This is a genomic window from Nocardia iowensis (assembly GCF_019222765.1).
GTDB classification, from domain to species: domain Bacteria; phylum Actinomycetota; class Actinomycetes; order Mycobacteriales; family Mycobacteriaceae; genus Nocardia; species Nocardia iowensis.
In genome coordinates, this window is record NZ_CP078145.1 from 2,528,100 (window position 1) to 2,553,002 (window position 24,903).

A 24,903-nucleotide genomic window follows, 5' to 3' on the forward strand; every position below is an offset into this window, starting at 1 on the left:
CTATTCGTTCCTTCCTGCGGCGCGCCCGAGACGCTGGGCGGCCAAGACGACCGCGATGATGACCAGGCCGGGGAGCGTGGTCATCCACCAGGCGGTGGCGAGGTAGTTGCGGCCCTCGGAGATGAGCGAACCCCATTCGGGGATCGGTGGTTTCGCGCCGTAGCCGAGGAAGCTCAGCGCCGAGACCGAGAGCACGGCCATACCGAACTCGACGGCGGCCAGCGCGAGCACCGGCTGGTAGGAGTTGGGCAGCACGTGTCGCAGCAGGACCGTGTACCAGCGGACACCGGATGCCTGCGCGGCCTCGACGTACACCGCGTGGCGCACCCGCAGCACGTCCGATCGCATCACTCGCGCGAAGTTGGCGACCAGCGAGACACCCACCGCGATCGCCACATTGCGGGTGCCGAAGCCGAGCGCGGTGACCAGTGCCAGCGACAGCAGCAGCGCCGGAATCGACAGCAGCACATCGACGAAGCGCATGACCACGGTGTCGACAACCCCACCGGCCGCCCCGGACAGCAGGCCGAGGACCGATCCCGCGATGAGCGCGATGCCGACCGCGGCAAGCGTGGCGGTGAGCGAAAGGCCCGCGCCGTGCACCATGCGCGTGTAGAGATCGCGCCCGAGATTGTCGGTGCCGAACCAATGTTGCGCGCTGGGGCTTTGGAACTTCTGCGCAGGTATCCCGGTCAGCGGATCGCCACTGGCGAATACCGAAGGAAAGAGCGCCCAGCCGACGGCGAGCGCCGCGACCAGCCCGGACAATGTCAGTACCGCATTGTCACGCAACCACTTCCAGTGCAGGACGGGGCCGCGCAGCCGCGGGAAGGTCGCGCGCCGTCGTTCATCGATGACGTCAACCATGTATGGCCACCTTTTCGGCAGTGCCGCCGAGCTCGGCGGGCGTGTTTTCAGCCGGGGCCGCGCGCCAGGAACGCGCGGCGATGCGCGGGTCGAGCAGCGGATACAATAGGTCCACCGCGAGATTCACCGTCACGAAGACGAGCGAGGTGAGCAGGACGACGCCCTGCACCACCGGAATGTCCTGGGCCAGCACGGCGGTCTGGGTGAGGCGCCCGACGCCAGGGCGGGCGAAGACGGTTTCCACCACGACCGATCCGGCGAGCATGTTGCCGACCAACACGCCAGCGATGGTGAAGGTGGGCACGCTGGCCGGGCGCAGCACGTGCTTGCGTTGCACCCACCAGCGCGAACCACCCTTCGCCAGCGCTACATCCACAAACGGCTGCCGCCAGGTCGATGCCAGGCCCGAGGCCAGCACCTGGGCGATCACCGCACCGATCGGCATGGCCAGGGTCAGCGCGGGCAGTACCGTGCCCGAGAAGCCGTGACCGCCGAAGGCGGGAGCAAGCCGCCAGTGGAACGAGAACAGTTGCAGCAGTAGCAGACCGGTCCAGAAGGTCGGCACCGACACCCCTAGGGAGGGCAGCGCGCCGAGTGCGGTGCGCAGCCATGGTCGCCGGGTGTAGGTCGCGGCCAGCGCCAGCGCCACGCCGCCGATAGTCGCGAAAAGCAAGGCGAGCCCGGCCAATCCGAGCGTCGACGGCAGCGCGTCGCCGATGGCGTCGGTGACCGGCTGCCCGGTGACGATCGAATGTCCGAGGTCGCCGTGCACCGCATGCCCGAGCGCCGTCCAATACTGTTCCCACAGTGGGCGATCCAGTCCGTAGCGGGCCTGTAGTTCGGCGATGGCCGCTTTGTCCACCGGTGTGCCCGCACCGGCGCCGTCGGCCGCGATCGAGATGGGATCGGCGGGCAACAGGTAGAGCACCACGAAGGAGATGGTGAACGCCGCCCACAGCACCCATGCCGCTTGCAGCACCCGCAGCGTCAGATAGCGCGCCATCGCTACCGCCCGCTCAGCCAGGTGTCGAAGAACTGTAGTCGCGCCGACGCCTCGAACCTCAGGTCCTGGGCGGTGCCGCTCGCACCGATCGCCTGGGACAGTTCCACCGTCGGAATCCACAGCCCGGCGTCGAGCGCCTGCTGCTGGGCGGTGTGCACGAGGGCGGTTCGCGCATCGGTGTCGGCCGTGCTCAGCTGACCGTCCAACGCGTCGTCCAGTGCCGGGACGCGGTCGCGCGCATTGAGATTGCGGCCGTCGAGGCCGAACGTGGTGCGCAGGATGTCCCCGTCGGCGCGGGTGGTGTTGTAGTAGGTGCTGTCGAAATCCTTCGCGTTCTGCCGCGCCGTTGTCTCGGCGAGCGACAACAGGTCCAGCTTCAGTTCGACCCCGACCTGCCGCAGTTGCTGCTGCACCAGCTCGATGATCGCCTGATTGCCCGCGAACACCTGACTGAAAATCACCGAGAAGGACAGCCGCTCACCGTTCTTCACCCGGATGCCATCCCCGCCCGGCACCCAACCGGCCCGGTCGAGAATGCCGCGCGCCTTCTCGGGGTCGTGCGCGAGTCGCGCCGAAAGATCCTGATAGCCGGGCGTACTGCTGGCCAGCGTGCTGGATGCGGGCTTGAACTGCGGTCCGAGCACGGTGTCCACCAGCTGCTTACGGTCGATCGCGGGTAGCAGGGCTTGGCGGACTGCGGGATCGCGCAACGGACCGCGGGTCACATTGGGCTGGAAGCCGAACGGCACACCCGGATTCGCGGTACTCAATACCCGTCCGCCGGTCGCCTCGATCTGCGGGGTGTCCTGCGGCAGCGCATCGCTGATGGCATCGAGCTGCCCCGAGGCGAGACTGCCGGTGCGCACGCCGGATTCGGGCACCACCGTGAATTCGATCTTGTCCAGGTACGCCTCGCCACGGTGCCCGAACACCGCCGAACCCCATTGGTAACCGGCGCGTTTGGCCAGCGTCACCGACGCGTCCTGGCGGTAGCTCCCGTAGGTGAACGGACCGCTGGCGATATTGTCGCCGAGGCAGCGTTGCTCGGCGGACTTGCCGGTGGTGGCATCGGCCAGAATCCCGAGCTGGGTGGTCGAGGATGCCTGCAGGAATTGCGCGTTGGGCTTGCTGAACTCCACCCGTGCGGTCAGCCGGTCCACGGCCGTGGTGCCGACATAGTTGGTGAGGTAGCTGGCGGCCAGCGGTGCTTTGGCCGAACCGAGCCGGATGATCGAATCGAAGGTGTTGCGCACCGACTCGGCGGTCAGCGGGGTGCCGTCGCTGAAGGTGACGCCATCGACCAGGTGGAAGGTGAACACCTTCGCGTCCGGCGTGACCTCCCAGCTGCGCGCGAGCCACGGCTTCAGCTCACCCGTCGCCGGGTCCTGGTCGGTCAGCGAATCGACGATCTGCCGCGTCACGTACAGGGTTTGGTTGCTGCCCGACTGCGCGGGATCCGAGCAGGTCGGCGCTTGCGAGAGGCCGTAGCGCATGGTGCCACCCGGCTGCGGCGGGCCAGCGGCACCGCCGGGTGCGGCCGAATCACTGCCACAGGCAGCCACGGTGGTGGCCGTGGCAAGTGCGGCTGCCAGCACGAGTATTCGGCGGCGGGTTCGGATCACGGTGCTACTCCAGATATTTCGGTACGGACGAGCGCGTCGCGTGGGTCCGGATCGGCGCCGGTCGCCAACGGGCGGCTGGGGATTCGACGGCGCAGCTCCGGCGCCACCTCGGTCTGGAACAGCGCCAGGCTGTCCAGATAGTCGATCTGCGGGCGGCCGTCGCGTTCGACGGACAGGTGGATCACCTCGTGGCCGAACCGCTCGTGCTGCCTGCCGACCTTGTCGATCACCTGCTCCGGGCTGCCGACCAGCGCCGAACTTCGAGTGACGAAATCGTCCAGGGTCTCGAACACGATCGGCAGTCCGAGCCTGCGTGCCGACGCGAGTCGCGCCTCGAAGATCGGCCGATAGACGTCAAGAGCCTGCTGGGATGTTCGCGCGACATGGAATCCGGCCGTGCCCGCGCCGACCAGCGCGTCGGCGGGATTGTGCCCGTAGAACTCCCAGCGCTCCCGGTAGTAACGGACCAGTTCGGCGTACGGCTCGATCGGGTTGGTGACATTCGCCGAGAACAACGGATCACCATGGCGCGCCGCGAGTTCCACCGAGTCGCGGCTGGTTGCGCTGCCGTGCCAGATCCGGATCTCCGGCTGCCACGGCCGCGGCAGCGCCTTGGCGTTCGTCAACTCCGGCCGGAACCGGCCCGACCAGGTGACGTTGTCGCTGCGCCACAGTGCCCGGAACAGGTCGTAGCCTTCGCGATTGCGATCCCACTGGTCGTCGGTGGTGACCTGGAACAGCTCGGCCTGCGCGGTCCCGTTGCCCTTACCGATGATCAGCTCCAACCGGCCACCGGACAGGTTGTCCAGCGTCGAGTAGTCCTCGAAGGCGCGCACCGGGTCGAGCAGGCTGAGCGTGGTGACCGCGGTGAACAAGGTGATCCGCGAGGTGACCGCGGCGATATGGCTGAGGATCACCGGGGGAGCGGCGGACAGGAACGGATCCTCGTGCCGCTCACCGACGGCGAATCCGTCGTACCCGAGATCCTCGGCCAGCCTTGCCTGTTCGACGACGTCGCGCAGCCGTTCCCTGGTGCCGGGCATGCGCAAGGTCGTCGGGTCCGGCACCCGCGTGACCAGGGTGAACAGCAGGAACTTCATGCGGTTGCTCCCAGTTCGTCGACGGGTAGGTACTTTTCGAACGGGTGCGGGCCGATCTGCTCGGCAGGCACCGCCGGGTCGTAGAGTGCGGTGTAGCCCGCGGCCAGGTAGAGGCCGACGGCTTCCGGCTGGCGCGGACCGGTGGTCAGGTAGATGCGCCGATACCCGCGCCGCCCGACTTCGGCTTCGAGCTGCTTCAGCACGAACAACCCGAGCCCCTGCCTACGATGTTCGCGTGCGGTCCAGATCCGTTTGAGCTCGGCCGTTTCCGCGTCATAACGCTGGAAGGCGCCGCCCGCCACCGCCTCGCCGTCGCGGGTGACCACGAGCAGCGCGCCGTGCGGCGGCGCGAACTCGGCGGCCGGATAGTCGCGCAGCGTCGCGTGCATCTCACCGGCGCTGCGGCCGTAGCGGCTGCTGTACTCGACGGCGAGCTCGGCGAGCAGCGGCGCGGCCAGCGGATCGTCCTGGGCGACCTGGTGCACCCGCAGGTGCTGGGCCGAAAGTTGTTGTGGCACCGGTTCACCGCCCCTTCGGTAGGCCGGGCGGGTTGATCCGCGATTCGGTGACCTGCTCGGTCCGCAGCCCCCACCGATCGATCACCTGCTGATAGGTGCCATGTTCGATGGCGTAGGCGAGGGCGTGCTGGATGGCGGCGGCCAGGCCGGTGTTCTTCTTGGTGAGCACCGCTATCTCGCCCTGCAACGCGTCGCCCGCGCCGGAGAAGGTGGCCAGGATCTTCGTCTGTTTCGCCGTGGCGGAGTGATAGATCGCGGTCGGGTTGGGGCCGATGTAGCCGTCGAGCCGCTGCGAGGCGAGCGCGAGGTAGTAGTCGCTGGTCTGCTGGAAGTAGGCGATGTCGATGGGCGCCAGGCCCTCGGCGCGGTTCTGCTCATTCCACTTCACCAGCAGTTGTTCCTGATTGGTGCCGCTGCCGACGCCGATCCGCTTGCCCGCCAGGCTCTTACGGTCCTGGTACGCCAGGGTGCTCTGGTTGGGTACTTCCAGCGCCACAGTGTCCTTGCGGTAGGTGGCGAAGTCATATTTCTCCTTGCGCTCCTCGGTCACCGTGACATTGGAGATGAAGGCGTCGACCTCACCGGAATCGATGCGCACGAAGTTCTGTGACCAATCCGCCACCTGCGCATCGAGTTTCAGGCCGAGGATGTCGGCGATCAGCGAGGCGAAATCGACCTCGGAGCCGACCACGGTCTTGTCGTCCTCGGCGTAGAAGCGCAGCGGCGGCGCGGTGCCGGACGAGCCGGTCACCACCAGGGTGCCGCGGTCCCGAATGGCCTGCGGCACTTCGGCGGCGATGCTGTCCACCTTGGCGGCGCGGACGCGGCCGGACTGGGCGGCGGAGAGGTCGAAGGTGATCGCACCGGCGGGCTGGCCCGCGGAATCCGCATCGGGGTCGGTGCAGCCGGTGGCCAGCAGCACGACCGCGGTCGCGGCGGTGGCCAGGGCGGAAAGCTTCATCGGGTACCTGTTCATCAGCGGACTCGGGACAGAAAGGCGCGGGTGCGCGGGTGGCGCGGATTATCGAGGACGGACTGCGGCGTGCCCTGTTCGACGATGGCGCCCGCGTCCAAGAACACGACGGTGTCGGCGATTTCGCGGGCGAAGCCGATCTCGTGGGTGACGATCACCAGTGCGGTGCCGCCGTGCGCGAGATCGCGGATCACGTCGAGCACCTCGCCGACCAGCTCGGGATCCAATGCGGAAGTCGGCTCGTCGAACAGGATCACTCGGGGGCGCAGGGCAAGTGCCCGCGCGATCGCCACCCGCTGCTGCTGTCCGCCGGACAGCCGGCGCGGATACGCGTCGGCCAACTCGCCGATGCCGACCCGCTCCAGCAGCACCCGCGCCTCGGCTTCGACCTCCTTGCGGTCACGGCGCTTGCCCGCTGTGCGGCCGTGTGTGGAAAGCGGTGCGAGCGTGACATTGTCGAGCACCGTCAAATGCGGGAACAGGTTGAACTGCTGGAAGACGAACCCGATCCGGGAACGCTGCTTGCGCACCTCACGATCGGGCAGCGCGTGCAACATGTTGCGGCGCAGCCGATATCCGATCAGCTCACCGTCGATGTGCACGGTGCCCGCATCCAGCGACTCCAGATGATTGACCACCCGCAGCAGCGTGGACTTGCCGGAGCCGGAGGGACCGATCACCGTCACCACCTCGCCGGAGCGCACGGTCAAATCGACGCCACGCAGCACCTCGTGCGCACCATAGGATTTGCGGACGCCGCGAATTTCGACGGCGGGTGCGGCGGTCATCGGGTCGCTCCTCGTGGTGCGGTGGTGCTGTTTTCGGCGATCTCGCGCAGCTTCTGCCAGGCCCGCGCGACCGGCGACGGCGGTGGGGTGCGCTGGGTGCCCTTGGCGTAGTGGCGCTCGATGTAGTACTGCGCCACCGAGAGCACGGTGGTGAGCACGATGTACCAGGCGGTCGCGACCATCAGCAGCGGCACCACCCGGCCGTTGCGTCCGTAGATCACCTGGACCTGGTAGAACAGTTCCGCGATCGCCATCACCGAGACGATCGAGGTGCCCTTGAACAGGCTGATCACCTCGTTGGTCGCATTGGGCAGAATCGACCGCATCGCTTGCGGGACCACGATGGTGCGGAACTGTCGCAGGCGCGGAATGCCGAGCGCCGCAGCGGCTTCCAGCTGGCCCGCGTCCACGGAGATGATGCCGGCGCGGATGATCTCGGCCGAATACGCCGCCTGATGCAGGGCCAGCCCGATCACCGCCGCGGTGAAGCCACTGATCACGCCGTTCACCTCGAAGGTGAAAAACGCGGGGCCGAACGGGATTCCGAGCGACAGCGTGTTGTACAGGTAGGCGATGTTGAACCAGAACAGCAGCTGCACGATGAGCGGGATCGAGCGGAATGCCCAGATGTAGCACCACGAGATCACCCGTAGCACCGGGTTGTTCGACAATCGGGCGATCGCCAGCGCGGTGCCGAGCAGGAAGCCGAGTGCCGTTCCCCAAGCGGTCAGTTCCAGCGTCACTTTCAGCGCTGCCAGCACTGATTCCGCGGTGACGTACTTGGCGAACGTCGGCCAATCCCAACCCGGGTTGGTGGCCAGGCCATGGATGAACTGCGCGAGCAGGATCAGCGCGACGGCGCTGATCACCCACCGCCACGGGTGCCACTGTTTGGCCACGGTTGGTGCGGGGGCGGCCTGCCCCGGGTCTGCGGCGGTTTCGGCACCGGTCGCGGTGTCGACAGCAACCGGCGTGCCGGTATCGGCGTCGGTTTCGCCGGGGACGGCGGCGGCATCGGGTGCGGCGGACGCACTCATGACTCCACCTCGCTGGCGCTCGGCTCCGTCATGACTGCGTTTGGCAGCTGTGCCTTTTGTTCGCTCGCTACGCTCACTCATGACGGGTCCTTCGGAAGAACGAACGAGACCGCGCCACTCGGGCCGCGGTCACATCACCCGGCCAGCGACGGGTGCACAGACTGGCTGCGGGTCAGCCCCGACAGCTCGCGGACGTCACTTTGCACTGATCGATATGGCGACGGCCCCAACGGGTGCCGCGAGCAGCGGAAATGATCACTTCGGTTCCTCCATCGGTCCCGGCGGAAGCACCCGCACCCGGTGAACCGGGGGGTTGCTGCGACGTCGACGAGCCAGGTCTCTCGGTCGCTCTGGATGGTTGTCGCCGATCCGGACATCGGGTGATGCCAGGGTCGAGCCGAATTATCATGCCCAGCAGGCGAACCCTGGGGCAAGGGAAGTAATCACGGTGAGCGTAGATCTTGCCGGGGTCCGATTCGCGGAGTAAATCCGATAGCCGGACATGTGCTGACACAGCCTGATCGGTTTCCGGCGACAGTGCCGCGCCACCTGGACGGTGTGCTGCTCACGTATTCGGGCGGTACTGCCGGAAGCAGCGTACGACTCGCGCTGTGCGGGGCCCCTTGCAGGTCGTCCGCAGGACACGCCGATGACTTGCCGGGCGTAATACAGCCAGTTCAGCGGGTTTGCCGGAGTACCGTCGACCTTCGATTGCGTCGACGATGAGAGAGGTCTCCGTGACCGTGATGCGCCGTCTGACCATTTTGTCTGCTGTCGCGACCTGCTCGGTCGCACTGGCCCTGGCCGCTCCTGTCGCGAGTGCGGCCCCGGCGCCGCCCGCTCCTGGCGAGGTCCGCACGACGGGGGATCGTCCCGCCCAGACCGGTACCGCCGCGCCCGGCGATGTCCTCGGCGTGTACAACACCGCGATCGAGGGCCTGCGTTCCTTCGGTATGCAGCCGTTCCTCTACCCGACCGCGGCAGCGTTCTGCCTCGACGGCACCACCTACGGACTGGCCCCCGCGGTGGCGGGTGCCGTGCCGGGCCCATGGCCCAAGACCACGGTCGCCATTCCCGGCCTCGACCTGACCGCCGTCAAGGCCGGGCAGACCATGTTCACCTTCATCCCGTACGGGTTGGGCCACGACGGCTCGGACACCACCGGCATGCATGTCGCCTGGATGAACCTGACGAGCGGCCGAGGCGGGCTGGCCGCCATGGGCCCGCTGTCCACCGTCTTCGGTGGCATGATTCCCGCCGAAGTCCCGCCCGCCCTGCGCCCGATGGCCGAACGTGCCATCCAGGACTTCTTTTTCGCCGCCCTCCCGATGGGCGGCGTCCGCGCCGTACCCGTCGAGACCGGCACCGGCACCGTGCTGGCCGCGGTTTTCGGCACGGTGGAGAACGGCGGAAAGTCCTGCTTCTTCTTGCCCACGGTTGGCATCACCGAGGTTCGGTAAGCCCCAGCTAGGCGCCGACGGAACCGAGCGCGCGACCCTTCCAGCGCAGCGTCCCGCGTCGGCGGGCGCGGTGGGAGCGTACCCACAGCCGGAGATAGGCGGCGATGGACAGCGGGTGGGCCAGTGCGGCAACGACATCGGCGGGGGCGACCGGACCGCCGGTTTCGAGGGAGCGGGACAACAGCCTGCCGGTGACGGCGGCGGCGTAGCCGAGGAGTCCGATGCGGCGGACGGTGCCGCGACCACACGACGCCGCCAACGGTGGCACCCAATAGCCGAGGGCGGCAAGAAGTCCCACGGCCGCGCCGCCCGGGATCGTGCCGCCGTAGGCCGACCACAGCCAGCGGGTGTAGCCGTCGTCGAGTTCGTGTACGCCCGAGTACATTCGGGTGCTTGCCATCCGTCCCGCGCCCACGAGGGCGGTGGGTTGTCCTGCGCGGCGCAGTGTTCGGGCGATATCAAGGTCCTCGGTGGCACTGGCGGCCACCGCGGCGTGCCCGCCGACGGCCCGGTAGGCAGCGGTGTCGAACACCAGAAATTGGCCGCAGGCAACCGAAGTCGACGGCCGCAGACTCCGATTCGCCACCGAAATCGGCAATGTCGCCGCCCACGACCAGCACAGCAGCGGCTGCACCAACGCCTCGGCCACGGACTCGGCCCGCTGCATCGGCCAAGGTGACAGCAACGCGACCCGCCGCCTGCGCAATTCGGTGACCGCCGCAGCGACCGCACCCGGTCCCAGTCGCACATCCGCGTCCACGAACACCAGCACCGGCGTCGCCACCGCCTCGGCCAATCGCGCACACGCGGCGGCCTTCCCGGTCCACCCGGGCGCTGGTTCGGTGTCGTTGCGCAACACCGTGATTCGCGGATCGCCACCGGCCGCCTCGATCGCCGCCGCAAACGTGTCATCGCCCGACGCGTCATCGAGAATCAACACACTCATCCGCGCCACCCCCTGCTGCACCCGCAGGTCCGCAAGCAGCCCGGGCAATCGCTCCGCCTCGTCACGAGCCGGAACACACACGGTCACCGGCTCGGTCACACCGCCCGCCGCGTCCGTCAGCTGCCGCACTGTCATCCGGTTGAACAGCCCGATCCCCGCCCCGCCCACCGCGATACCGGCCCCGACCAGCGTCACCCATCCGACGAACGGGACCTGCCTGCGGCAAAGCGCAAGTGGAGCCTCCGTCATGTCCCGTTCAACGGCCCTGCTTGACCGTTTTCCACCAGCGGCTCCAGGAGAGGCCGGTGGGGGCGCCGGGGGCAGGCGGGTTGCGGTCCATGTAGGCCATGGTGGCGATGATGGCGGCGACGGCGAGGGTGATGCCGCCGACGATGCCGGCCCAGCCCGCGAAGGAGCGGGTGTTGGGGTCGGCGTAGCTGACCTCGGCGCGCACGGTGGAGACGTCGCCGGCGGGGAGTTTCCAGGAGACGATGTTGTCGCCTTCACGGGTGCCGTTGGTCTTGGCGACGCGGGCCGGGAACGCGACGGTGAACTGCACGTCGGAGCCGTGCGGTGGCACGGACTTCAAATCGACGCGGCCGCTGAGGCTGACCAGGTCGCCGGTGCGCTGGAAGCCCAGCTGGAACATGCCCTGGGTCTGTTCGGACAGCTGACCGAGCTGTCCGACCTCGCCGAACGACATGTCCTCGAAGAACACCTGGCTACCCACGTAGCCGTCCTGGGTGTAGGGCTCCACCCGCACCTTCGCCGCGAGCGAGTCGGGCGCTTTCAGCTGTGGACCCTTGTCGTTGGGCTCGGTGGGGACGACCGCGGCGACGATCCGCCCGGACACCCGGTCATTGGACGAGACGCCCATCGATACCTGCACCCGCAGGCAGCCCGCGAGTACGGGAACCAGCAACGCCGCGAGCAGGACGGCCGCGGCGATACGCGCGCCAAGGCGGCGCTGCCGCGGCGTCGGTAGTACCGGGGCATCGGGCATCGTGGTGACGGGACTCGGCTGCACGGGGACATCGTGCCAGGCCATCCGTCCAGATGGCCACGCGACGGGCGGAACGAGGCTCGCGATGTGCTTCGCCTAGCCCACCGGATCGGGTCCGAGGCGGGAAAAGTGGAGGTGACGCAGCAGCGGGACGCCCACTATGGCCAGCCCGACGCCGCCGTAGGCAGCCGAAAACGGCAGGCCGAGAAACACGGCGTGCGCGAGGGTGGACCCGAGCCAGGTCCAGAGGAAAACCACCACCGGCACCGCGACCGAACCGGTTCCCGGCCCAGTGTGTCGCGCTGTGTCGTCCAGCCCTACTGACGGGATCGCGCGATCCCAGACGGTCAACAGCACACCCATCAGTAGTGTCACCGCGAACCACCCGAGGTAGTTGGTGTACGGAATCTCGGCGAGGCCGGGCAGGCCTGAGTCGGTGTCGCACCACCGCCACTGCCCATCGGCGACCATCTGCGGATCCAAGAACAGATCCCACCCGACCGCACCCACCGCTGTCAGTCCGATCCGTGACAGCGCTCGGCGCGATATCAGCCCGACCACCACCCACACCGGATACAGCCCACCGGTCCAGGCCAGCGGAACCACCAGCGGCACCCCGCCGAGCGCGGGACCCAACCGATCCACCGCGTACTCGTAACACCCGAACGGGAACCCCGTTGCGGTACCGACGATCTCGGCGGTGAGCCCGAGCCCGGAGACGATCACCAAAAACCCGGCCGCGTAACGAATCCCGCGCGTCGCCGACGCATGCGCCAATGCCGTGCCCGCCGAGAGCAAGACGACCACCGCGGTGACCCGGTCTCGCGCAACATCCGACGTCAGCGGGTACCCGATCTGCGCGACGATCAGCAGCGCCGCCAGCGCGATGGGCACAAGATCGACGCGCGGCGCTGCCGCGGGCTTCGTCATCGCCTGCGCAGCAAGGGGAATCGGCCGCGCCGCAGGTCACGGATGACCAGGTCGGCGGCACTGCGCCCGCTGGCGCCGGAGACACCGCCACCCGGATGTGTCGACGCACCGGTCAGATACAACCCCGGTGCGCCCGGCACACGCTGCCCGGACAGTTCCGGCAGCGGCCGCCACAGCATCATCTGATCGAGCGACATCTCCACGTGCATCACATTGCCGCCGAGCAGCCCCATCTCCCGCTCCAGATCGACCGGCGTCTGCACATGCCTGCGCAGCACCGAATCGGCGAAACCCGGTGCGTAGGAGTCCACTTCGGCAATGATGCGGTCGGCTTCCCGGTCGGCGTGCTCGGCCCAGTCGCTGTCGTCGGCCAGCCGGTACGGGTGCCACTGTGCCCACAGCGAGAGCTGATGCTCGCCGGGCGGGGCGATGCTCGGGTCCAGTGCGCTGAAACTCATCGCCAGCACCACCGGCCGCGGCGGCAGGTCACCGGCCGACGCGGCACCGTGGGCCAGCCGAAGCTGCCGCCGGTCGGACACGAGAAATTGCAGGCCACGGGCGGATTCCTCGATCGAGCTGCCGGGATAGTTCGGCAACGATCGGGTGGCGACCCGTACCACCATCCCGATTCCGGGCCCGACCCGGATGCGCCGCCGCCAGTCGTCGAGCACCTTGCCGTCGAAGCCGCCGTCACGCAACAGATCCAGCGTGGTGAGCACGTGCGTGCCCGCGATCACGGTGTCGGCGTGCAGGATTCGCCCCGAGGCGGTACCGACTTGCCAGCTGTCACCATTGCGCCGCAACGAGGTGACCGCGTCACCCGCCGTCACCTCGCCACCGTCGGAGCGCAGCCGCCGCACCAGTGCCTCGGTCAAGGCCCCGCTGCCGCCGACCGCCCGGCCGGGCGGCAGCGTGTGCATGAGAGCGGCGAACCCGACCATGGGCGCGGTACCCGGTTCCGACATCGGCGGACCGGACTGAGCGCCGAACCACGCCAGCGACGCCTTGAGCCGTTCGTCCTGGAAGTACGTGTCCAGCAAGGCGTCCCCGGACTGCAGGAACTCATGGGACAACGCACTGCCGCCGTCTTTGGCGTCCAGTCCCCAGAACGAGCGCAGCAACCGGCCCGGCGTCGGCCCACCGCCGAACGCGCGCATCACCCGGGCGCTGCGCGGCCCCCACACTTCGACGAAACGCCGATACGCCGCCGCATCCCTGGCACCGCAGGCGGCGGCGATCGAGGCGCAGGTGGCAGCCAGATCGCGGTGGAACACCAGTGGTGCGCGCCCGCCCGCAGCCGGGGTGAAACCCCAAGGGTCGCAATCGATGTACCGCAGGCCGAAGCGGGCGAGCTCCAGTTCCTCGATGATCCCGGTGTGCCGGACCATGATGTGCGCGGATGACCCGCGGTCGACCAGGTGACCGGGAAACCGCTCGACCGTCGACACCGCCCCGCCGAGCACCTCGTCACGTTCGAGCACCTGCACCGCATGCCCGGCGCGCGCGAGATAGCAGGCGGCGACCAGCGCATTGTGGCCCGAACCGACCACCGCGATCGTCACGTGACCCGCATGCCGGTAGTCAGTCGGCGCCCCGAAGGCGTTGTGCGCCAAGGCACGGCCCTCACAGCGGCAGCCGCCGTCCGAGAATGGCGAACGGCCGGGTGTCACCCGCGAACACGAAATTGCGCACTACGTCGGTGAATCCCTGCCGCCGATACAGCCGCCAGGCCCGGTTGTCCTCCTGGTCCACCTCCGGGGTGGACAGCAGCACCGCCCGCTCGGACCGTTGCCGCAGTAGCCGTTCCAGCAGCGTGCCGCCGATGCCGAGCCCTTGCGCGGACGGGTGCACATGCAGCTCGGTCAGCTCGAAGTAGTCCGAAAGCAGTTCGCGCGCGGAATGTTCCGGCCAGCCGGAGCGCCGCATCCCGCTGTGCACCTGCTGGTGCCACCACTGCTGAGCGGCGCCGCGGTAGCCGTAGGCGATCGCCACGATCGGCGCGGACCGCAGATCGACCTGCCCCGAATCGTCGGGGACCACCGCGGCGACGGCCTGCCAGCCGGAGCGGGTGGTGTGCTCGGTCCACATGGGCGCGCGATGGTGTTCGGTGCCGCGCGGATAGTCCATCGCCGCGACATACACCGCCAGCGCATCGTGCAGCCGGGAGCGCAGTGCCGCGACGGAGAGGTCGATGACGACAGGTGCGGGGGTGTGATTTGGCTTGACGGCGGTCATGGCTCTCGTAGGTCCGCTGAGCGGGCGCGGAAGTTTGTCGGTGGGCGTCTCTATATTCAATCTCAATTCAAACGTTCGAATACCTGTTCGGTCACACCAAGGCAGTGTTGGCTTCAGGTGCGATGCGGAGGGACGGGGAGATGTCTGGTCGGATCGAACATCCGGGGCAGCCCGGTCGAGCGGGCAAACTGCTGAAGCGGGCCGATGGTCTGCTGATGCAGGCGGCGGGGGAGCTGGACCCGCGGGAGCGGTTCCGCACCGCCTATCTCGCGGCGTTGCGCGGGGCCGGGGCGGTGATCGCACTCACCGGCGCCGACAACGCGCCGCGGGCTCGCTCGCGTAATGCGTGGGTGCTGATGCAGTCCGCCGCGCCCGAGTTCGTGATGTGGGCCGATTACTTCAGCGCGCGCTCGGAGATCAGGGCCGCGCTGGAGGCCGGACTCGATCGCGACATCGACGATCACGAGGCCGACGAGTTCTATTCGCGGGTAGGAGCATTCCTGCACGACGTCGAAGATCTCCTTACCGCATCGGCACGGTTGCGGCCCGCACCGGGGTGGACAGACGGCATGACCGGATAGTGACAGGCGGCACGCCCACATAGTTATGGGCGACTAGGTGGTACGGCCCTGATCGAACTCGTATCATTGGTGACAGATAGCCGCCAAGGTCGGCTATCAGTCGCCTACCCGGAGGCGACAGCCACGCCTAGTGCCGGGGGAGGTACCGTGCCACTCTCCGAGCACGAGCAGCGCATGCTCGAACAGATCGAGAGCGCGCTCTATGCTGAGGATCCGAAGTTCGCGTCGTCCGTCCGCGGCGGGCGCCTTCGCTCGACCTCGAGTCGTCGCAGACTCCAGGCCGCGGCCTTGTTCGTCCTTGGTCTGTTCCTACTCGTCGCCGGCATCGCCGCTCCAGTGAAGCCCGGCGGCTTTCCGATCATCAGCCTGGTCGGATTCATCGTCATGTTCGCCGCCGGCGTGCTGCTGCTGGTCGGCAGCTCCAAGGGCATCGCCAAGGATGACCGGTCCGGCGGCGACGCCACGCCCGGTGGTCCGACCGGTGGAACGACCGGACAACGTGGCCGCCAACGCAAGTCCGGCGGTTTCTCCGAGCGGATGGAAGACCGATTCCGGCGACGGTTCGAGCAGGATTAGCTCGCCCGTAGCCTGACAACTTCAGCACAGCCGGCGACGCCGCACCGATCCGGTGCGGCGTCGCTGGCTCGCGTGTGCGGGCGCATGCGTCGCCGGTGATCTCGGCGCGGGTTCGCGGCGCTTCCCCCACATCTCCCCACAAGATCCCCCACATCGCCCCATCATCGGCCGAGTCGGACCGCACCTGGGCGTTTGCTGGGTGTTTCCGGGCCTTTGTCCATGCGGACTGTGCGTGTCGGCAGAACACGCAAAAAGTTCTCCACCACGGTGATAGCTGGGATGACCTGCGAAATCGTCTGGGCCGGGAGCCAGATCACCGGCAGTTTCGATTGAAAGTGGGGGAAAGTGGGGTAATGTGGAGCGCGCACTACAGGAAAGGCCGACCATCGAGGTGATCGACTAGGGAGGTATCGGGTTGTTTCTCGGTACCTACACACCTCGGCTGGACGACAAGGGGCGACTCACGTTGCCTGCGAAATTTCGAGACGATCTGGCGGGAGGGTTGATGGTCACGAAGGGTCAGGACCACAGCCTTGCCGTGTACCCCAAGGAAGAGTTCACCGCGCTCGCTCGCCGGGCCGCGGCGGCGTCTCGAAGTAACCCGCAGGCGCGCGCATTCGTCCGCGCACTAGCGGCCGGAACGGACGAACAACGTCCGGACGCACAGGGCCGGATCGTGTTGTCGGCCGAACATCGTCGTTACGCGAATCTGCAACGGGATTGCGTGGTGACCGGCTCGGTCGACTTCCTCGAGATATGGGACAAGCAGGCGTGGGACTCCTACCTCGCCGAGCACGAGGAGGACTTCTCGCAAGCGAGAGACGAGTCGCTGGGCGGAATCTTCTAGCCCCGAGCGAACGAGTGCCGCGCGGCCTCTGCCCGGACGCGGACCCTGACGTACTTCCCCGACGCCAGGTGCCGAGGTTCGGTCAGAGACCACGGGGCATTCGTCTCCGGCAGCGTTTCTTTATGCAAAAGCATTGTGGAACAAGGCGACCCGTGCGCGGTGCGCGACGAAGCGAGGCAGATCCCGGGAGGTCGAGGTGAACCGTGAACAGGACGGCCCCCGCCATGTTCCTGTTCTGCTCGGTCGAGCCGACGCGCTCCTCGGACCCGCACTCACCGAACCCGGCGCGGTGTATCTCGACGCGACGCTCGGTCTCGGCGGACACGCCGAACACTTTCTGCGCACCTATCCCGGCCTCCGGCTCGTCGGTCTCGACCGCGACACCGCCGCGCTGAAGCTGGCCGGTGAACGGCTCGCCCCGTACGCGGACCGAATCACCCTGGTGCACACCCGATACGACGGCATCGCCGACGCGCTGGCCGAGGCCGGGCTGGCCGCCACCGGATCGGTCTCCGGCATCCTGATGGACCTCGGCGTGTCCTCGATGCAACTCGACGAGACCGACCGCGGTTTCGCCTACTCCATCGACGCCCCGCTGGACATGCGGATGGACCCGACCACCGGACCCACCGCCGCCGACGTGCTCAACACCTACAGCCACGGTGACCTGGCCCGGGTGCTGAAAACCTATGGCGAAGAACGCTTCGCCGGGCGGATCGCCTCCGAGGTGCTGCGCCGCCGCCAGCAGAAGCCGTTCACCACCAGCGCGGAGTTGGTGGAGCTGCTCTACGCGGCGATACCAGCGGCGACCCGCCGGACCGGCGGACATCCGGCCAAGCGCACCTTCCAGGCGCTGCGGGTGGAGGTCAACCGCGAGCTCGATTCGCTGCGCGCCGCGCTGCCCGCGGCGCTGGACGCGCTGCGCGTCGGCGGCCGGATCGTGGTGATGTCGTACCAGTCACTGGAGGACAAGGTGGTCAAGCAGGAGTTCGCGCCGCGCGCGGCCTCCCGCACACCCGTCGACCTACCGGTCGAATTGCCCGGCATGGGCCCGGAATTCCGGATGCTGACCCGTGGCGCGGAAAAGGCGACCGAAGAGGAGATAGCGGAAAACCCGCGGGCGGCACCCGTCAGGATGCGCGCGGCGGAGCGAATTCAGGAGGTCGGATGAGACATGAGCTCGTCCGGCGGACCGGGTGCGGGACCTGGACAAGGGAGGCCGGATGTCCCGTACAGACTCACGAGGGGACACTATGAGTATTCGGACGCGCACCGTCGAGGCACCTGGGCGGATCGCCCGCCGGGTCCACGAATCCGAGCGAGTGAAATCGGGTGCCGCACAACGGGCTTACGCCCGGCGCCGACTGCGCGCCGAAACCCGGTCGGACACACCTGATCTGCCGCTGCGGCCCGCTTCGGTCATGGCCGCGCGCATTCCGTTCGTCGCGGCGATCATCGCCTTGCTCGGCTGCGGTCTCGCGCTCACCCTCCTGCTGACCACCCGCGCCGCGGAGGACAGCTACCAGCTCGGTGACATCAGGGCGACCAACAAGCGGCTTGCCGACGAGCGGGCGGCACTGCAGCGCGAGGTGGAGGCGGCGGATTCCGCGCCGGAGCTCGCGGCCCGCGCGCGCGAACTCGGCATGATCCCGGCCAAGGATCCGGCCCGGCTGGTGATCGGCCCGGACGGCACGGTGACGGTGATCGGCAAACCCACTCCGGCGCAGGGCGCTCCGGTGCCGCCGCTGAACGTGTCGCCTGCCGCACCGACCCCGCCGCCGACGGGCAATGTGCAGGCGCGTGGTGAACGCGTGGTGCCGGTGACGACCACGCCGACTACCCCGCCCGCGCAGCCGACCCCAGCCCCGGCGGGCAACGCTCAGGTCAACGCCGCACCGGCGAGCCCGGTTCCGGCCAGCCCGCTTCCGCCGACGCCACCGGCGCCCGCACCGCAGGCCGACGCCGCACCGCAGCAGGCAGCACCGGCCCCGGCCGAAACTCCGCCCGCGCCTGCGGATGTCGCACCGGCACCGGCCGAAACGCCGCAGCCGCAGGCACTTCCAGGCGGAGGCGAGCGGTGACGCAGACCAGGCCCGCGCCGCGCCGTCGACGCGGGCCTGGTCCCGCCAAGGCGGCCCGACCACGCTCCGCTCCGCCCAAGAACGACCGGCCACTGCGCAGACGGCTCGGCGCGGGCCGGATCATCATGCTGATCGCGCTGGGTGTCGTCGCGCTGCAATTGCTGTGGATCCAAACCATCAACGCCCCGAGCCTTTCCGCGCAGGCGGCCAGCCAGCGCACCACGCACGAGCCCGACTACGCGGTGCGCGGCCCGATCACCGACCGCAACGGTAAATCGCTCGCCTTCACGGTGTCGGCGAAAGAGCTGACCTTCCAGCCGGTTCCGGTCCGCAAGCGGCTGGCCGACGCGAAGGCCAAGGACGACAAGGCCCCCGACCCGGACGAGCGACTGAAGGCCATCGCCAAGACCGTGCACGACAAGCTCGGCAAGTCGGGCCCTTCGGAAGCGGATCTGCTGGCCAAGCTGCGCAGCGACGAGACCTTCGTGTACCTGGCGCGCAGGGTCGATCCGAGGATCGCCGCGGATATCCGCGCGCAGTTTCCTGAGGTCGGCGCCGATACCCAGAACCTGCGCGAACATCCTGGCGGATCGTTGGCGGCCAACGTGATCGGCGCCACCGGCTGGGACGGGCACGGTCAGATCGGGCTGGAATCGTCGCTCGACTCGGTGCTCGCGGGCACCGACGGCTCGCACACCTACGACCGCGGTTCGGACGGCGCGGTCATTCCGGGCAGTTGGCGCGACAAGCAGGATGCCGTGAACGGCAATGGCGTCGAGCTGACCCTGGACTCGGATCTGCAGTACTACGTGCAGCAGCAGGTACAGCAGGCCAGGGATATGTCCGGTGCGCAGAACGCCTCCGCGGTGGTGCTCGACGCCAAGACCGGTCAGGTCCTGGCCATGGCCAACGACGGCACCTTCAATCCGCAGCAGCCGGCGCAGACCTGGACCCCGGCGACGATGGGCAACCCGTCGGTCACCGACCCGTTCGAGCCCGGCTCGGTGAACAAGATCGTCACCGCGTCCGCGGCCATCGAATACGGCCTGACCACCCCCGACGAGGTGCACCAGGTTCCGGGCAGCATTCGGATGGCCGGTGTCACCGTCGGCGATGCGTGGGAACACGGCGTCGCGCCGTACACCACCACCGGCATCTTCGGCAGGTCGTCCAACGTGGGGACGCTGATGCTGGCCCAGCGGGTCGGCGAGGACCGCTACGCGGACATGCTGCACCGATTCGGGCTCGGCCAGCGCACCGGCGTCGGCTTGCCCGGCGAGAGCAGTGGGCGGGTGCCCGCGCGCGACCAGTGGTCCGGCGGCACGTTCGCGAACCTGCCCATCGGACAGGGACTTTCGATGACCACGCTGCAGATGACCGCCATGTACCAGACCATCGCCAACGACGGGGTGCGGATCCCGCCACGCATCGTCCGGGCCAAGATCGCACCGGACGGCACCCGCACCGAAGAACCGCAGCCCGACGGCATTCGGGTGGTGAGCCCGCAGACCGCGGCGACGCTGCGCACCATGTTCCAAGCGGTGGTGCAGCGTGACCCGATGAACGCCAATCAGAACGGTACCGGCGGGCCCGCCGCCGTCGAGGGTTATCAGATCGCGGGTAAGACCGGCACCGCGCAGAAGACCGACCCGCGCTGCCAGTGCTACTCCAGCGACAGCTACTACATCACCTTCGCGGGCATGGCCCCCGCCGACAACCCGCGCTACGTCGTCGGCCTCATGCTCGACGATCCGGTCCGCAGCTCCGACGGCAGCGGCGGCCAATCGGCCGCACCGCTGTTCCACAACATCGCCTCCTGGGCGTTGCAGCGCGATCGCATTCCGCCGTCGCCCGAGCCGGTCCGGCAATTCGTCCTGCAGGCCGGCTGAATCTCCGGCGGTGTGGGACCTACGTTGTTCGCCCGTGACCGCCCGTCGGTAACCTGACTCGTCGTCCCAGTCCCGCCCGTATCTGAGAGGAGCAATGTGCCTGCGCAGTCCAGCCAGCACGCGCTCCGGCCCGCCCGGCCTCCGTCGACCGCGCTGACCGCCGTGCTGGCGCTGACCGGCGCCACGGCGACCGGACCCGCGCTCGCGGACATCCACGTCACCGGCATCGAACAGCGATCGCAGGCGGTGCGGCCCGGTGACCTGTTCACCGCCTTGCCCGGCGCGCAGGCGCACGGCGCCCGGTTCGCCGCGGCCGCGGTCGAACGTGGCGCGGTCGCGGTGTTCACCGACGCCTCTGGGGCGGAGCTGGCCGGTGAGCTGAATGTTCCGGTGCTGGTGCGGGAGAATCCGCGCGCGGTGCTCGGGGAGCTGTCCGCCGCCATTTACGGCAACCCCTGCGAGCGGCTGCGCATCGTCGGCATCACCGGTACCTCGGGCAAGACGACCACCTCCTATCTGGTGGAGGCGGGTCTGGCCGCCGCGGGCCTGTCGACCGCGTTGATCGGCACGATCGAGACCAGAATCGGCGGCCGCCGCGTGCCGAGCGCACTGACCACCCCCGAGGCCCCGCAGCTGCACGCGATGTTCGCGCTGATGGTCGAGCAGGGGGTAGACGCGGTGGTGATGGAGGTGTCCAGCCACGCACTGGCGCTGGGCCGGGTGGACGGTGTCCGATTCGCGGTCGGCGCGTTCACCAATCTCTCGCAGGACCACCTGGACTTCCACGCGGACTTCGAGGACTACTTCGCCGCCAAGCGCAGGCTGTTCGAACCGGAGTCGCCGGTCGCCGCGCGGACCTCGGTGATCTGTATCGACGACGAGTGGGGTCAGCGGCTCGCCGACGGCCTCGACGCCCCGATCACGGTGTGCACCACCGGAGCCGGTGACTGGCAGCTGGCGGGGCCGATCGTGGCGCACGGTGGTGAGCAGGAATTCACCGCTGCCGGGCCGGATGGCAATGTCGCTGTGCGGCTGCGACTTCCGGGCCGCTACAACGTCGCCAACGGGCTGCTCGCGGTCGCCGTGTGCGCGGCCGCCGGTGTCGATGCGGCGGTCGCCGCGCCCGCCCTGGCCACCGTCGATGTCCCCGGCCGGATGCAGCGGGTGGAGCGTGGGCAGGACTTCCTCGCGATCGTCGATTACGCGCACAAGCCCGCGGCGTTGGAATCGGTGATTGCTACGCTGCGTGGACATCTCGCGGCGGACGCACCGGAATCACCCGGTCGCCTCGCCGTGGTGGTCGGCGCCGGTGGCGATCGCGACGCGGGTAAACGTCCGCTGATGGGCGAGGTGGCGGCGCGCGGCGCCGACCTGCTGATCATTACCGACGACAACCCGCGCAGCGAGGACCCGGCGCAGATCCGGGCCGCGCTGCGGTCCGGTGCGCTTGACGTGTCCGAGGCCGAGCGTGGCGTCGTACGCGAGATCGGCGATCGCGCCGAAGCCATTGCGGCGGCGGTGAATTGGGCTCGAACCGGAGACGTGATACTGGTTGCCGGCAAGGGGCACGAGGCGGGGCAGGAGATCCAGGGTGTGAAGCACCCGTTCGACGACCGCGACGTGCTCGCGGCGGCACTGGACAAGCGAAGTCCGCACCACGCGGACGCGGAGGACTTGACGGTTTCATGATCGAGATGACACTGCGGGAGATCGCGGACGTCGTCGGCGGCACGCTGCACGACGTCCCCGACCCGGAGGTCCGGGTGACCGGTTCGGCCGAATTCGATTCGCGCCGAGTCGGTTCCGGCGATCTGTTCCTGGCATTGCCGGGTGCGCGATCGGACGGCCACGACTACGCCGCCGCGGCGGTGGCGGCCGGTGCGGTCGCGGTGCTCGCGGCCCGCCCGGTGGGTGTGCCCGCCATCGTCGTCACGCCGAGCCCCGGCCTGGTGCCGTCGAGTTCGGTTGCCCTGGCGGCGGATTCGGACGGCTCCGGAGCCGCGGTGCTCGCCGCGCTCGCCGCCTTGGCCCGGGTCAGCGTCGAACGCCTCACCGCGGCGGGAACTCTCACCGTTGTCGGGGTGACCGGCTCATCCGGTAAGACCTCGACCAAGGACCTGCTCGCGGCCGTGCTGGACCCGCTCGGGCCGGTCGTCGCCCCGCCGGGCTCGTTCAACAACGAGCTCGGCCATCCCTGGACGGCGTTGCGCGCCAATGCCGACACCCGTTTCCTGGTGTTGGAGATGTCCGCGCGCGGCACCGGCCATATCGCCGCGCTCGCCGAGGTCGCGCCGCCGAGCATCGGCGTCGTGCTCAATGTCGGCACCGCCCATCTCGGTGAGTTCGGCAGCCGCGAGGCCATCGCCAAGGCCAAAGGCGAACTGGTGGAGGCGCTTCCGGCGTCCGGGCTGGCCGTGCTGAATGCCGACGACCCGCAGGTCGCCGCGATGGCGTCGCGGACATCGGCCCGCGTGGTCACCGTCGGACAATCCGACAACGCCGATGTGCGGGCCACCGATATCCGGCTCGACGACCAAGCACGCGCGGGGTTCACCCTGCACACCTCGGTTGGCAGCAGCCCGATCCACTTGGCCGTGCACGGCGAACATCAGGTCGGCAATGCGCTTGCCGCGGTGGCGGTCGCCCTCGAGTGCGGCGCGGACCTCGACACCATCGCGCGGTCGCTGTCCGACGCCCGCGCCGCCTCCGCGCGCCGGATGGATGTACGCACCACCGCGCGCGGCGTGACCGTCGTCAACGACTCTTACAACGCCAATCCGGATTCGGTCCGCGCGGCCCTGAAGGCGCTGGTCACCATGTCGCGCGCGGGCGAAACCCCGCGCCGCAGCTGGGCGGTGCTCGGCGAAATGGGCGAGCTCGGTGAAGAATCCGTGGTCGAACACGACCGGATCGGACGGCTCGCGGTGCGGCTCGACGTGCACCGGCTGGTCGTCGTCGGCACCGGAAGGCCGTCCCGGGCGATGCATCAGGGAGCGGTGATGGAAGGCTCATGGGGCGAGGAGTCGATCCTCGTGCCCGACATCGGCGCGGCCATCGCGTTGCTCGACGACGAAGTCGAGGCGGGTGATGTGGTGCTGGTCAAGGCATCGAAGTCGGTGGGCCTCTGGGAGGTCGCCGAACACTTGATCGGTACAGAGCCACCCAGCGGACGCCAGGGAAGCACGGAGGCCTTCGAGTGAGAGAGCGCAGCGAGCGAACCGACGCTACAGCGACCATCGGTCGAACGGTCGTGCCGAGCGTTAGCGAGGCGCAGTCGTGAGGGAGCGCAGCGGGCGAACCGATATTGCAGCGACCATCGGTCGAACGGCTGTGCCGAGCGTTAGCGAGGCGCAGTCGTGAGACAGATTCTTTTCGCGGCGGCGATCGCGCTGGCCGTATCGATTCTGCTGACCCCGCTGCTGATCAAGATGTTCGCCAAGCAGGGCTTCGGCCAGGAGATCCGGGTCGACGGCCCGGCCAGTCACCAGGCCAAGCGCGGCACCCCCACCATGGGTGGCGTCGCCATCATCATCGGCATGTGGGCCGGTTACCTCGGCTCGCACCTGATCGGCATCGGCTACAACGCCGACGGACCGTCGGCCTCCGGATTGCTGGTGCTCGGCCTGGCCACCGCGCTGGGCGGTGTCGGCTTCGTGGACGACTTCATCAAGATCCGCAAGCAGCGCAATCTCGGCCTGACCGCCGCGGGCAAGTACCTCGGTCAGCTCACCGCCGCTGTCGTCTTCGGCGTGCTCGCACTGCAGTTCCGTGGGGCGAGCGGGTTGACCCCGGCCAGCAGGCATCTGTCGTACGTGCGTGACATCAGCACGGTGACGATGGGTGTCGTCGTGTTCCTCGTCTTCGTCTGCCTGGTCGTGGTGGCCTGGTCCAACGCGGTGAATCTCACCGATGGCCTGGACGGTCTCGCGGCCGGATCGATGAGCCTGGTGCTCGGCGGCTACGTGGTCATCACGTTCTGGCAGTACTACCACGCCTGCGAGACCAAGCCCGAGGCCGGTTGCTACAACGTCCGCGACCCGCTCGACCTGGCGCTGGTCTGCGCGGCGGGCGCCGCCGCGTGCGTCGGTTTCCTGTGGTGGAATGCCGCGCCCGCCAAGATCTTCATGGGCGACACCGGTTCGCTGGCGTTGGGCGGCCTGCTGGCCGGACTGTCCATCACCACCCGCACCGAGCTGCTGATGATCGTGATCGGCGCGCTGTTCGTGGCCGAGACTTTGTCGGTGGTGCTGCAGGTGGCGGTGTACCGCACCACGCGCAACCGGTTGTTCAAGATGGCGCCGTTCCATCATCACTTCGAACTCAGCAAGTGGGCCGAGACTACGGTGATCATCAGGTTCTGGCTATTGGCCGCGATGGCTTCGGCCGTCGGCCTCGGCTTGTTCTACAGCGAATATCTCTCTGCGGTCGGGTGAACTAGCGATGGTCG

23 protein-coding genes and 1 riboswitch are annotated in these 24,903 nt (G+C 68.6%); of the genes, 10 read left to right on the top strand and 13 right to left on the bottom strand.

Annotated features, from left to right (window positions below):
- Genes KV110_RS11625 through KV110_RS11660 form a run of 8 tightly spaced genes read right to left on the bottom strand, consistent with a single transcriptional unit; the run spans nucleotide 1 to nucleotide 7,908 of the window.
- Nucleotides 1-867 (bottom strand): ABC transporter permease, encoded by an 867-nt coding sequence (locus KV110_RS11625; protein ID WP_393538917.1) that lies wholly within the window; start codon nucleotides 865-867, stop codon nucleotides 1-3.
- Complete coding sequence (locus KV110_RS11630; RefSeq protein WP_218475832.1) at nucleotides 860-1,870, bottom strand: ABC transporter permease; 1,011 nt, start codon at nucleotides 1,868-1,870, stop codon at nucleotides 860-862. The genes KV110_RS11625 and KV110_RS11630 overlap by 8 nt, the downstream gene beginning before the upstream one ends.
- Before the next feature lie 2 nt (nucleotides 1,871-1,872).
- A complete protein-coding gene (locus KV110_RS11635) occupies nucleotides 1,873-3,492 on the bottom strand; it encodes an ABC transporter substrate-binding protein (protein WP_218475834.1) in 1,620 nt (539 codons plus the stop codon).
- Complete coding sequence (locus KV110_RS11640) at nucleotides 3,489-4,592, bottom strand: LLM class flavin-dependent oxidoreductase (protein ID WP_218475836.1); 1,104 nt, start codon at nucleotides 4,590-4,592, stop codon at nucleotides 3,489-3,491. The genes KV110_RS11635 and KV110_RS11640 overlap by 4 nt, the downstream gene beginning before the upstream one ends.
- Nucleotides 4,589-5,110: a GNAT family N-acetyltransferase gene (locus KV110_RS11645; protein ID WP_246634477.1), complete on the bottom strand. Its 522-nt coding sequence runs from the start codon at nucleotides 5,108-5,110 to the stop codon at nucleotides 4,589-4,591. Before KV110_RS11645 ends, KV110_RS11640 begins: the two co-directional genes overlap by 4 nt.
- 4 nt (nucleotides 5,111-5,114) lie before the next feature.
- A complete protein-coding gene (locus tag KV110_RS11650; protein ID WP_218475838.1) occupies nucleotides 5,115-6,086 on the bottom strand; it encodes an ABC transporter substrate-binding protein in 972 nt (323 codons plus the stop codon).
- Nucleotides 6,086-6,871 (bottom strand): amino acid ABC transporter ATP-binding protein, encoded by a 786-nt coding sequence (locus KV110_RS11655; protein WP_218475840.1) that lies wholly within the window; start codon nucleotides 6,869-6,871, stop codon nucleotides 6,086-6,088. Before KV110_RS11655 ends, KV110_RS11650 begins: the two co-directional genes overlap by 1 nt.
- Nucleotides 6,868-7,908 carry an amino acid ABC transporter permease gene (locus KV110_RS11660; protein ID WP_218475842.1) on the bottom strand — a complete coding sequence of 347 codons (1,041 nt, stop codon included), beginning with the start codon at nucleotides 7,906-7,908 and terminating at the stop codon, nucleotides 6,868-6,870. The genes KV110_RS11655 and KV110_RS11660 overlap by 4 nt, the downstream gene beginning before the upstream one ends.
- 266 nt (nucleotides 7,909-8,174) lie before the next feature.
- A riboswitch (SAM riboswitch) is annotated at nucleotides 8,175-8,269 on the bottom strand.
- Nucleotides 8,270-8,630: 361 nt separating this feature from the next.
- Here KV110_RS11660 and KV110_RS11665 point away from each other — a divergent pair.
- The gene (locus KV110_RS11665; protein ID WP_218475844.1) at nucleotides 8,631-9,368 is read left to right on the top strand and encodes a hypothetical protein; all 738 of its coding nucleotides are present in this window, start codon (nucleotides 8,631-8,633) and stop codon (nucleotides 9,366-9,368) included.
- Between the two features lie 7 nt (nucleotides 9,369-9,375).
- On the opposite strand, the gene KV110_RS11670 is transcribed toward KV110_RS11665, so the two are convergent.
- The 5 genes from KV110_RS11670 to KV110_RS11690 all read right to left on the bottom strand — a co-directional run bounded on the left by KV110_RS11670 (nucleotide 9,376) and on the right by KV110_RS11690 (nucleotide 14,482).
- Complete coding sequence (locus tag KV110_RS11670; protein WP_218475846.1) at nucleotides 9,376-10,563, bottom strand: glycosyltransferase family 2 protein; 1,188 nt, start codon at nucleotides 10,561-10,563, stop codon at nucleotides 9,376-9,378.
- Between the two features lie 7 nt (nucleotides 10,564-10,570).
- Nucleotides 10,571-11,317: an LppM family (lipo)protein gene (locus KV110_RS11675; protein WP_218478374.1), complete on the bottom strand. Its 747-nt coding sequence runs from the start codon at nucleotides 11,315-11,317 to the stop codon at nucleotides 10,571-10,573.
- 96 nt (nucleotides 11,318-11,413) lie between these two features.
- The gene (locus tag KV110_RS11680; protein WP_218475848.1) at nucleotides 11,414-12,247 is read right to left on the bottom strand and encodes a carotenoid biosynthesis protein; all 834 of its coding nucleotides are present in this window, start codon (nucleotides 12,245-12,247) and stop codon (nucleotides 11,414-11,416) included.
- Nucleotides 12,244-13,809: a phytoene desaturase family protein gene (locus KV110_RS11685; RefSeq protein ID WP_218475849.1), complete on the bottom strand. Its 1,566-nt coding sequence runs from the start codon at nucleotides 13,807-13,809 to the stop codon at nucleotides 12,244-12,246. Before KV110_RS11685 ends, KV110_RS11680 begins: the two co-directional genes overlap by 4 nt.
- Nucleotides 13,810-13,870: 61 nt before the next feature.
- Nucleotides 13,871-14,482 (bottom strand): GNAT family N-acetyltransferase, encoded by a 612-nt coding sequence (locus tag KV110_RS11690; RefSeq protein ID WP_218475851.1) that lies wholly within the window; start codon nucleotides 14,480-14,482, stop codon nucleotides 13,871-13,873.
- Between the two features lie 140 nt (nucleotides 14,483-14,622).
- Between KV110_RS11690 and KV110_RS11695 the strand changes: the two genes are divergently transcribed.
- The 9 genes from KV110_RS11695 (at nucleotide 14,623) to mraY (ending at nucleotide 24,889) form a co-directional block, all read left to right on the top strand.
- Nucleotides 14,623-15,063: an SAV_6107 family HEPN domain-containing protein gene (locus KV110_RS11695; RefSeq protein ID WP_218475853.1), complete on the top strand. Its 441-nt coding sequence runs from the start codon at nucleotides 14,623-14,625 to the stop codon at nucleotides 15,061-15,063.
- 147 nt (nucleotides 15,064-15,210) lie between these two features.
- A complete protein-coding gene (locus KV110_RS11700; RefSeq protein ID WP_218475855.1) occupies nucleotides 15,211-15,639 on the top strand; it encodes a DUF3040 domain-containing protein in 429 nt (142 codons plus the stop codon).
- A 415-nt stretch (nucleotides 15,640-16,054) separates the two neighbouring features.
- Nucleotides 16,055-16,486, top strand: coding sequence for a division/cell wall cluster transcriptional repressor MraZ (mraZ, locus tag KV110_RS11705; protein ID WP_040733463.1), 432 nt, complete (start codon nucleotides 16,055-16,057; stop codon nucleotides 16,484-16,486).
- Nucleotides 16,487-16,682: 196 nt separating this feature from the next.
- Nucleotides 16,683-17,657, top strand: coding sequence for a 16S rRNA (cytosine(1402)-N(4))-methyltransferase RsmH (gene rsmH / locus KV110_RS11710; RefSeq protein ID WP_218475857.1), 975 nt, complete (start codon nucleotides 16,683-16,685; stop codon nucleotides 17,655-17,657).
- An 82-nt stretch (nucleotides 17,658-17,739) separates the two neighbouring features.
- Complete coding sequence (gene ftsL, locus KV110_RS11715) at nucleotides 17,740-18,567, top strand: cell division protein FtsL (protein WP_218475859.1); 828 nt, start codon at nucleotides 17,740-17,742, stop codon at nucleotides 18,565-18,567.
- On the top strand, nucleotides 18,564-20,456 hold the full coding sequence (locus KV110_RS11720) for a peptidoglycan D,D-transpeptidase FtsI family protein (RefSeq protein ID WP_393538931.1): 1,893 nt from the start codon (nucleotides 18,564-18,566) through the stop codon (nucleotides 20,454-20,456). The genes ftsL and KV110_RS11720 overlap by 4 nt, the downstream gene beginning before the upstream one ends.
- A 96-nt stretch (nucleotides 20,457-20,552) precedes the next feature.
- Complete coding sequence (locus KV110_RS11725; RefSeq protein ID WP_218475861.1) at nucleotides 20,553-22,145, top strand: UDP-N-acetylmuramoyl-L-alanyl-D-glutamate--2,6-diaminopimelate ligase; 1,593 nt, start codon at nucleotides 20,553-20,555, stop codon at nucleotides 22,143-22,145.
- Nucleotides 22,142-23,656, top strand: a complete 1,515-nt coding sequence (locus KV110_RS11730; RefSeq protein ID WP_218475862.1) for a UDP-N-acetylmuramoyl-tripeptide--D-alanyl-D-alanine ligase — start codon at nucleotides 22,142-22,144, stop codon at nucleotides 23,654-23,656. Before KV110_RS11725 ends, KV110_RS11730 begins: the two co-directional genes overlap by 4 nt.
- Before the next feature lie 156 nt (nucleotides 23,657-23,812).
- On the top strand, nucleotides 23,813-24,889 hold the full coding sequence (gene mraY, locus KV110_RS11735; protein ID WP_218475864.1) for a phospho-N-acetylmuramoyl-pentapeptide-transferase: 1,077 nt from the start codon (nucleotides 23,813-23,815) through the stop codon (nucleotides 24,887-24,889).
- Nucleotides 24,890-24,903: the final 14 nt, after the last annotated feature.

Coding starts and splice junctions, on each gene's coding strand:
- KV110_RS11625 (WP_393538917.1), bottom strand. CDS start 867: ATGGTTGACGTCATCGATGAACGACGGCGCGCGACCTTCCCGCGGCTG.
- KV110_RS11630 (WP_218475832.1), bottom strand. CDS start 1,870: ATGGCGCGCTATCTGACGCTGCGGGTGCTGCAAGCGGCATGGGTGCTG.
- KV110_RS11640 (WP_218475836.1), bottom strand. CDS start 4,592: ATGAAGTTCCTGCTGTTCACCCTGGTCACGCGGGTGCCGGACCCGACG.
- KV110_RS11650 (WP_218475838.1), bottom strand. CDS start 6,086: ATGAACAGGTACCCGATGAAGCTTTCCGCCCTGGCCACCGCCGCGACC.
- KV110_RS11655 (WP_218475840.1), bottom strand. CDS start 6,871: ATGACCGCCGCACCCGCCGTCGAAATTCGCGGCGTCCGCAAATCCTAT.
- KV110_RS11660 (WP_218475842.1), bottom strand. CDS start 7,908: ATGAGTGCGTCCGCCGCACCCGATGCCGCCGCCGTCCCCGGCGAAACC.
- KV110_RS11665 (WP_218475844.1), top strand. CDS start 8,631: ATGAGAGAGGTCTCCGTGACCGTGATGCGCCGTCTGACCATTTTGTCT.
- KV110_RS11670 (WP_218475846.1), bottom strand. CDS start 10,563: ATGACGGAGGCTCCACTTGCGCTTTGCCGCAGGCAGGTCCCGTTCGTC.
- KV110_RS11675 (WP_218478374.1), bottom strand. CDS start 11,317: ATGCCCGATGCCCCGGTACTACCGACGCCGCGGCAGCGCCGCCTTGGC.
- KV110_RS11680 (WP_218475848.1), bottom strand. CDS start 12,247: ATGACGAAGCCCGCGGCAGCGCCGCGCGTCGATCTTGTGCCCATCGCG.
- KV110_RS11690 (WP_218475851.1), bottom strand. CDS start 14,482: ATGACCGCCGTCAAGCCAAATCACACCCCCGCACCTGTCGTCATCGAC.
- KV110_RS11695 (WP_218475853.1), top strand. CDS start 14,623: ATGTCTGGTCGGATCGAACATCCGGGGCAGCCCGGTCGAGCGGGCAAA.
- ftsL (WP_218475859.1), top strand. CDS start 17,740: ATGAGTATTCGGACGCGCACCGTCGAGGCACCTGGGCGGATCGCCCGC.
- KV110_RS11730 (WP_218475862.1), top strand. CDS start 22,142: ATGATCGAGATGACACTGCGGGAGATCGCGGACGTCGTCGGCGGCACG.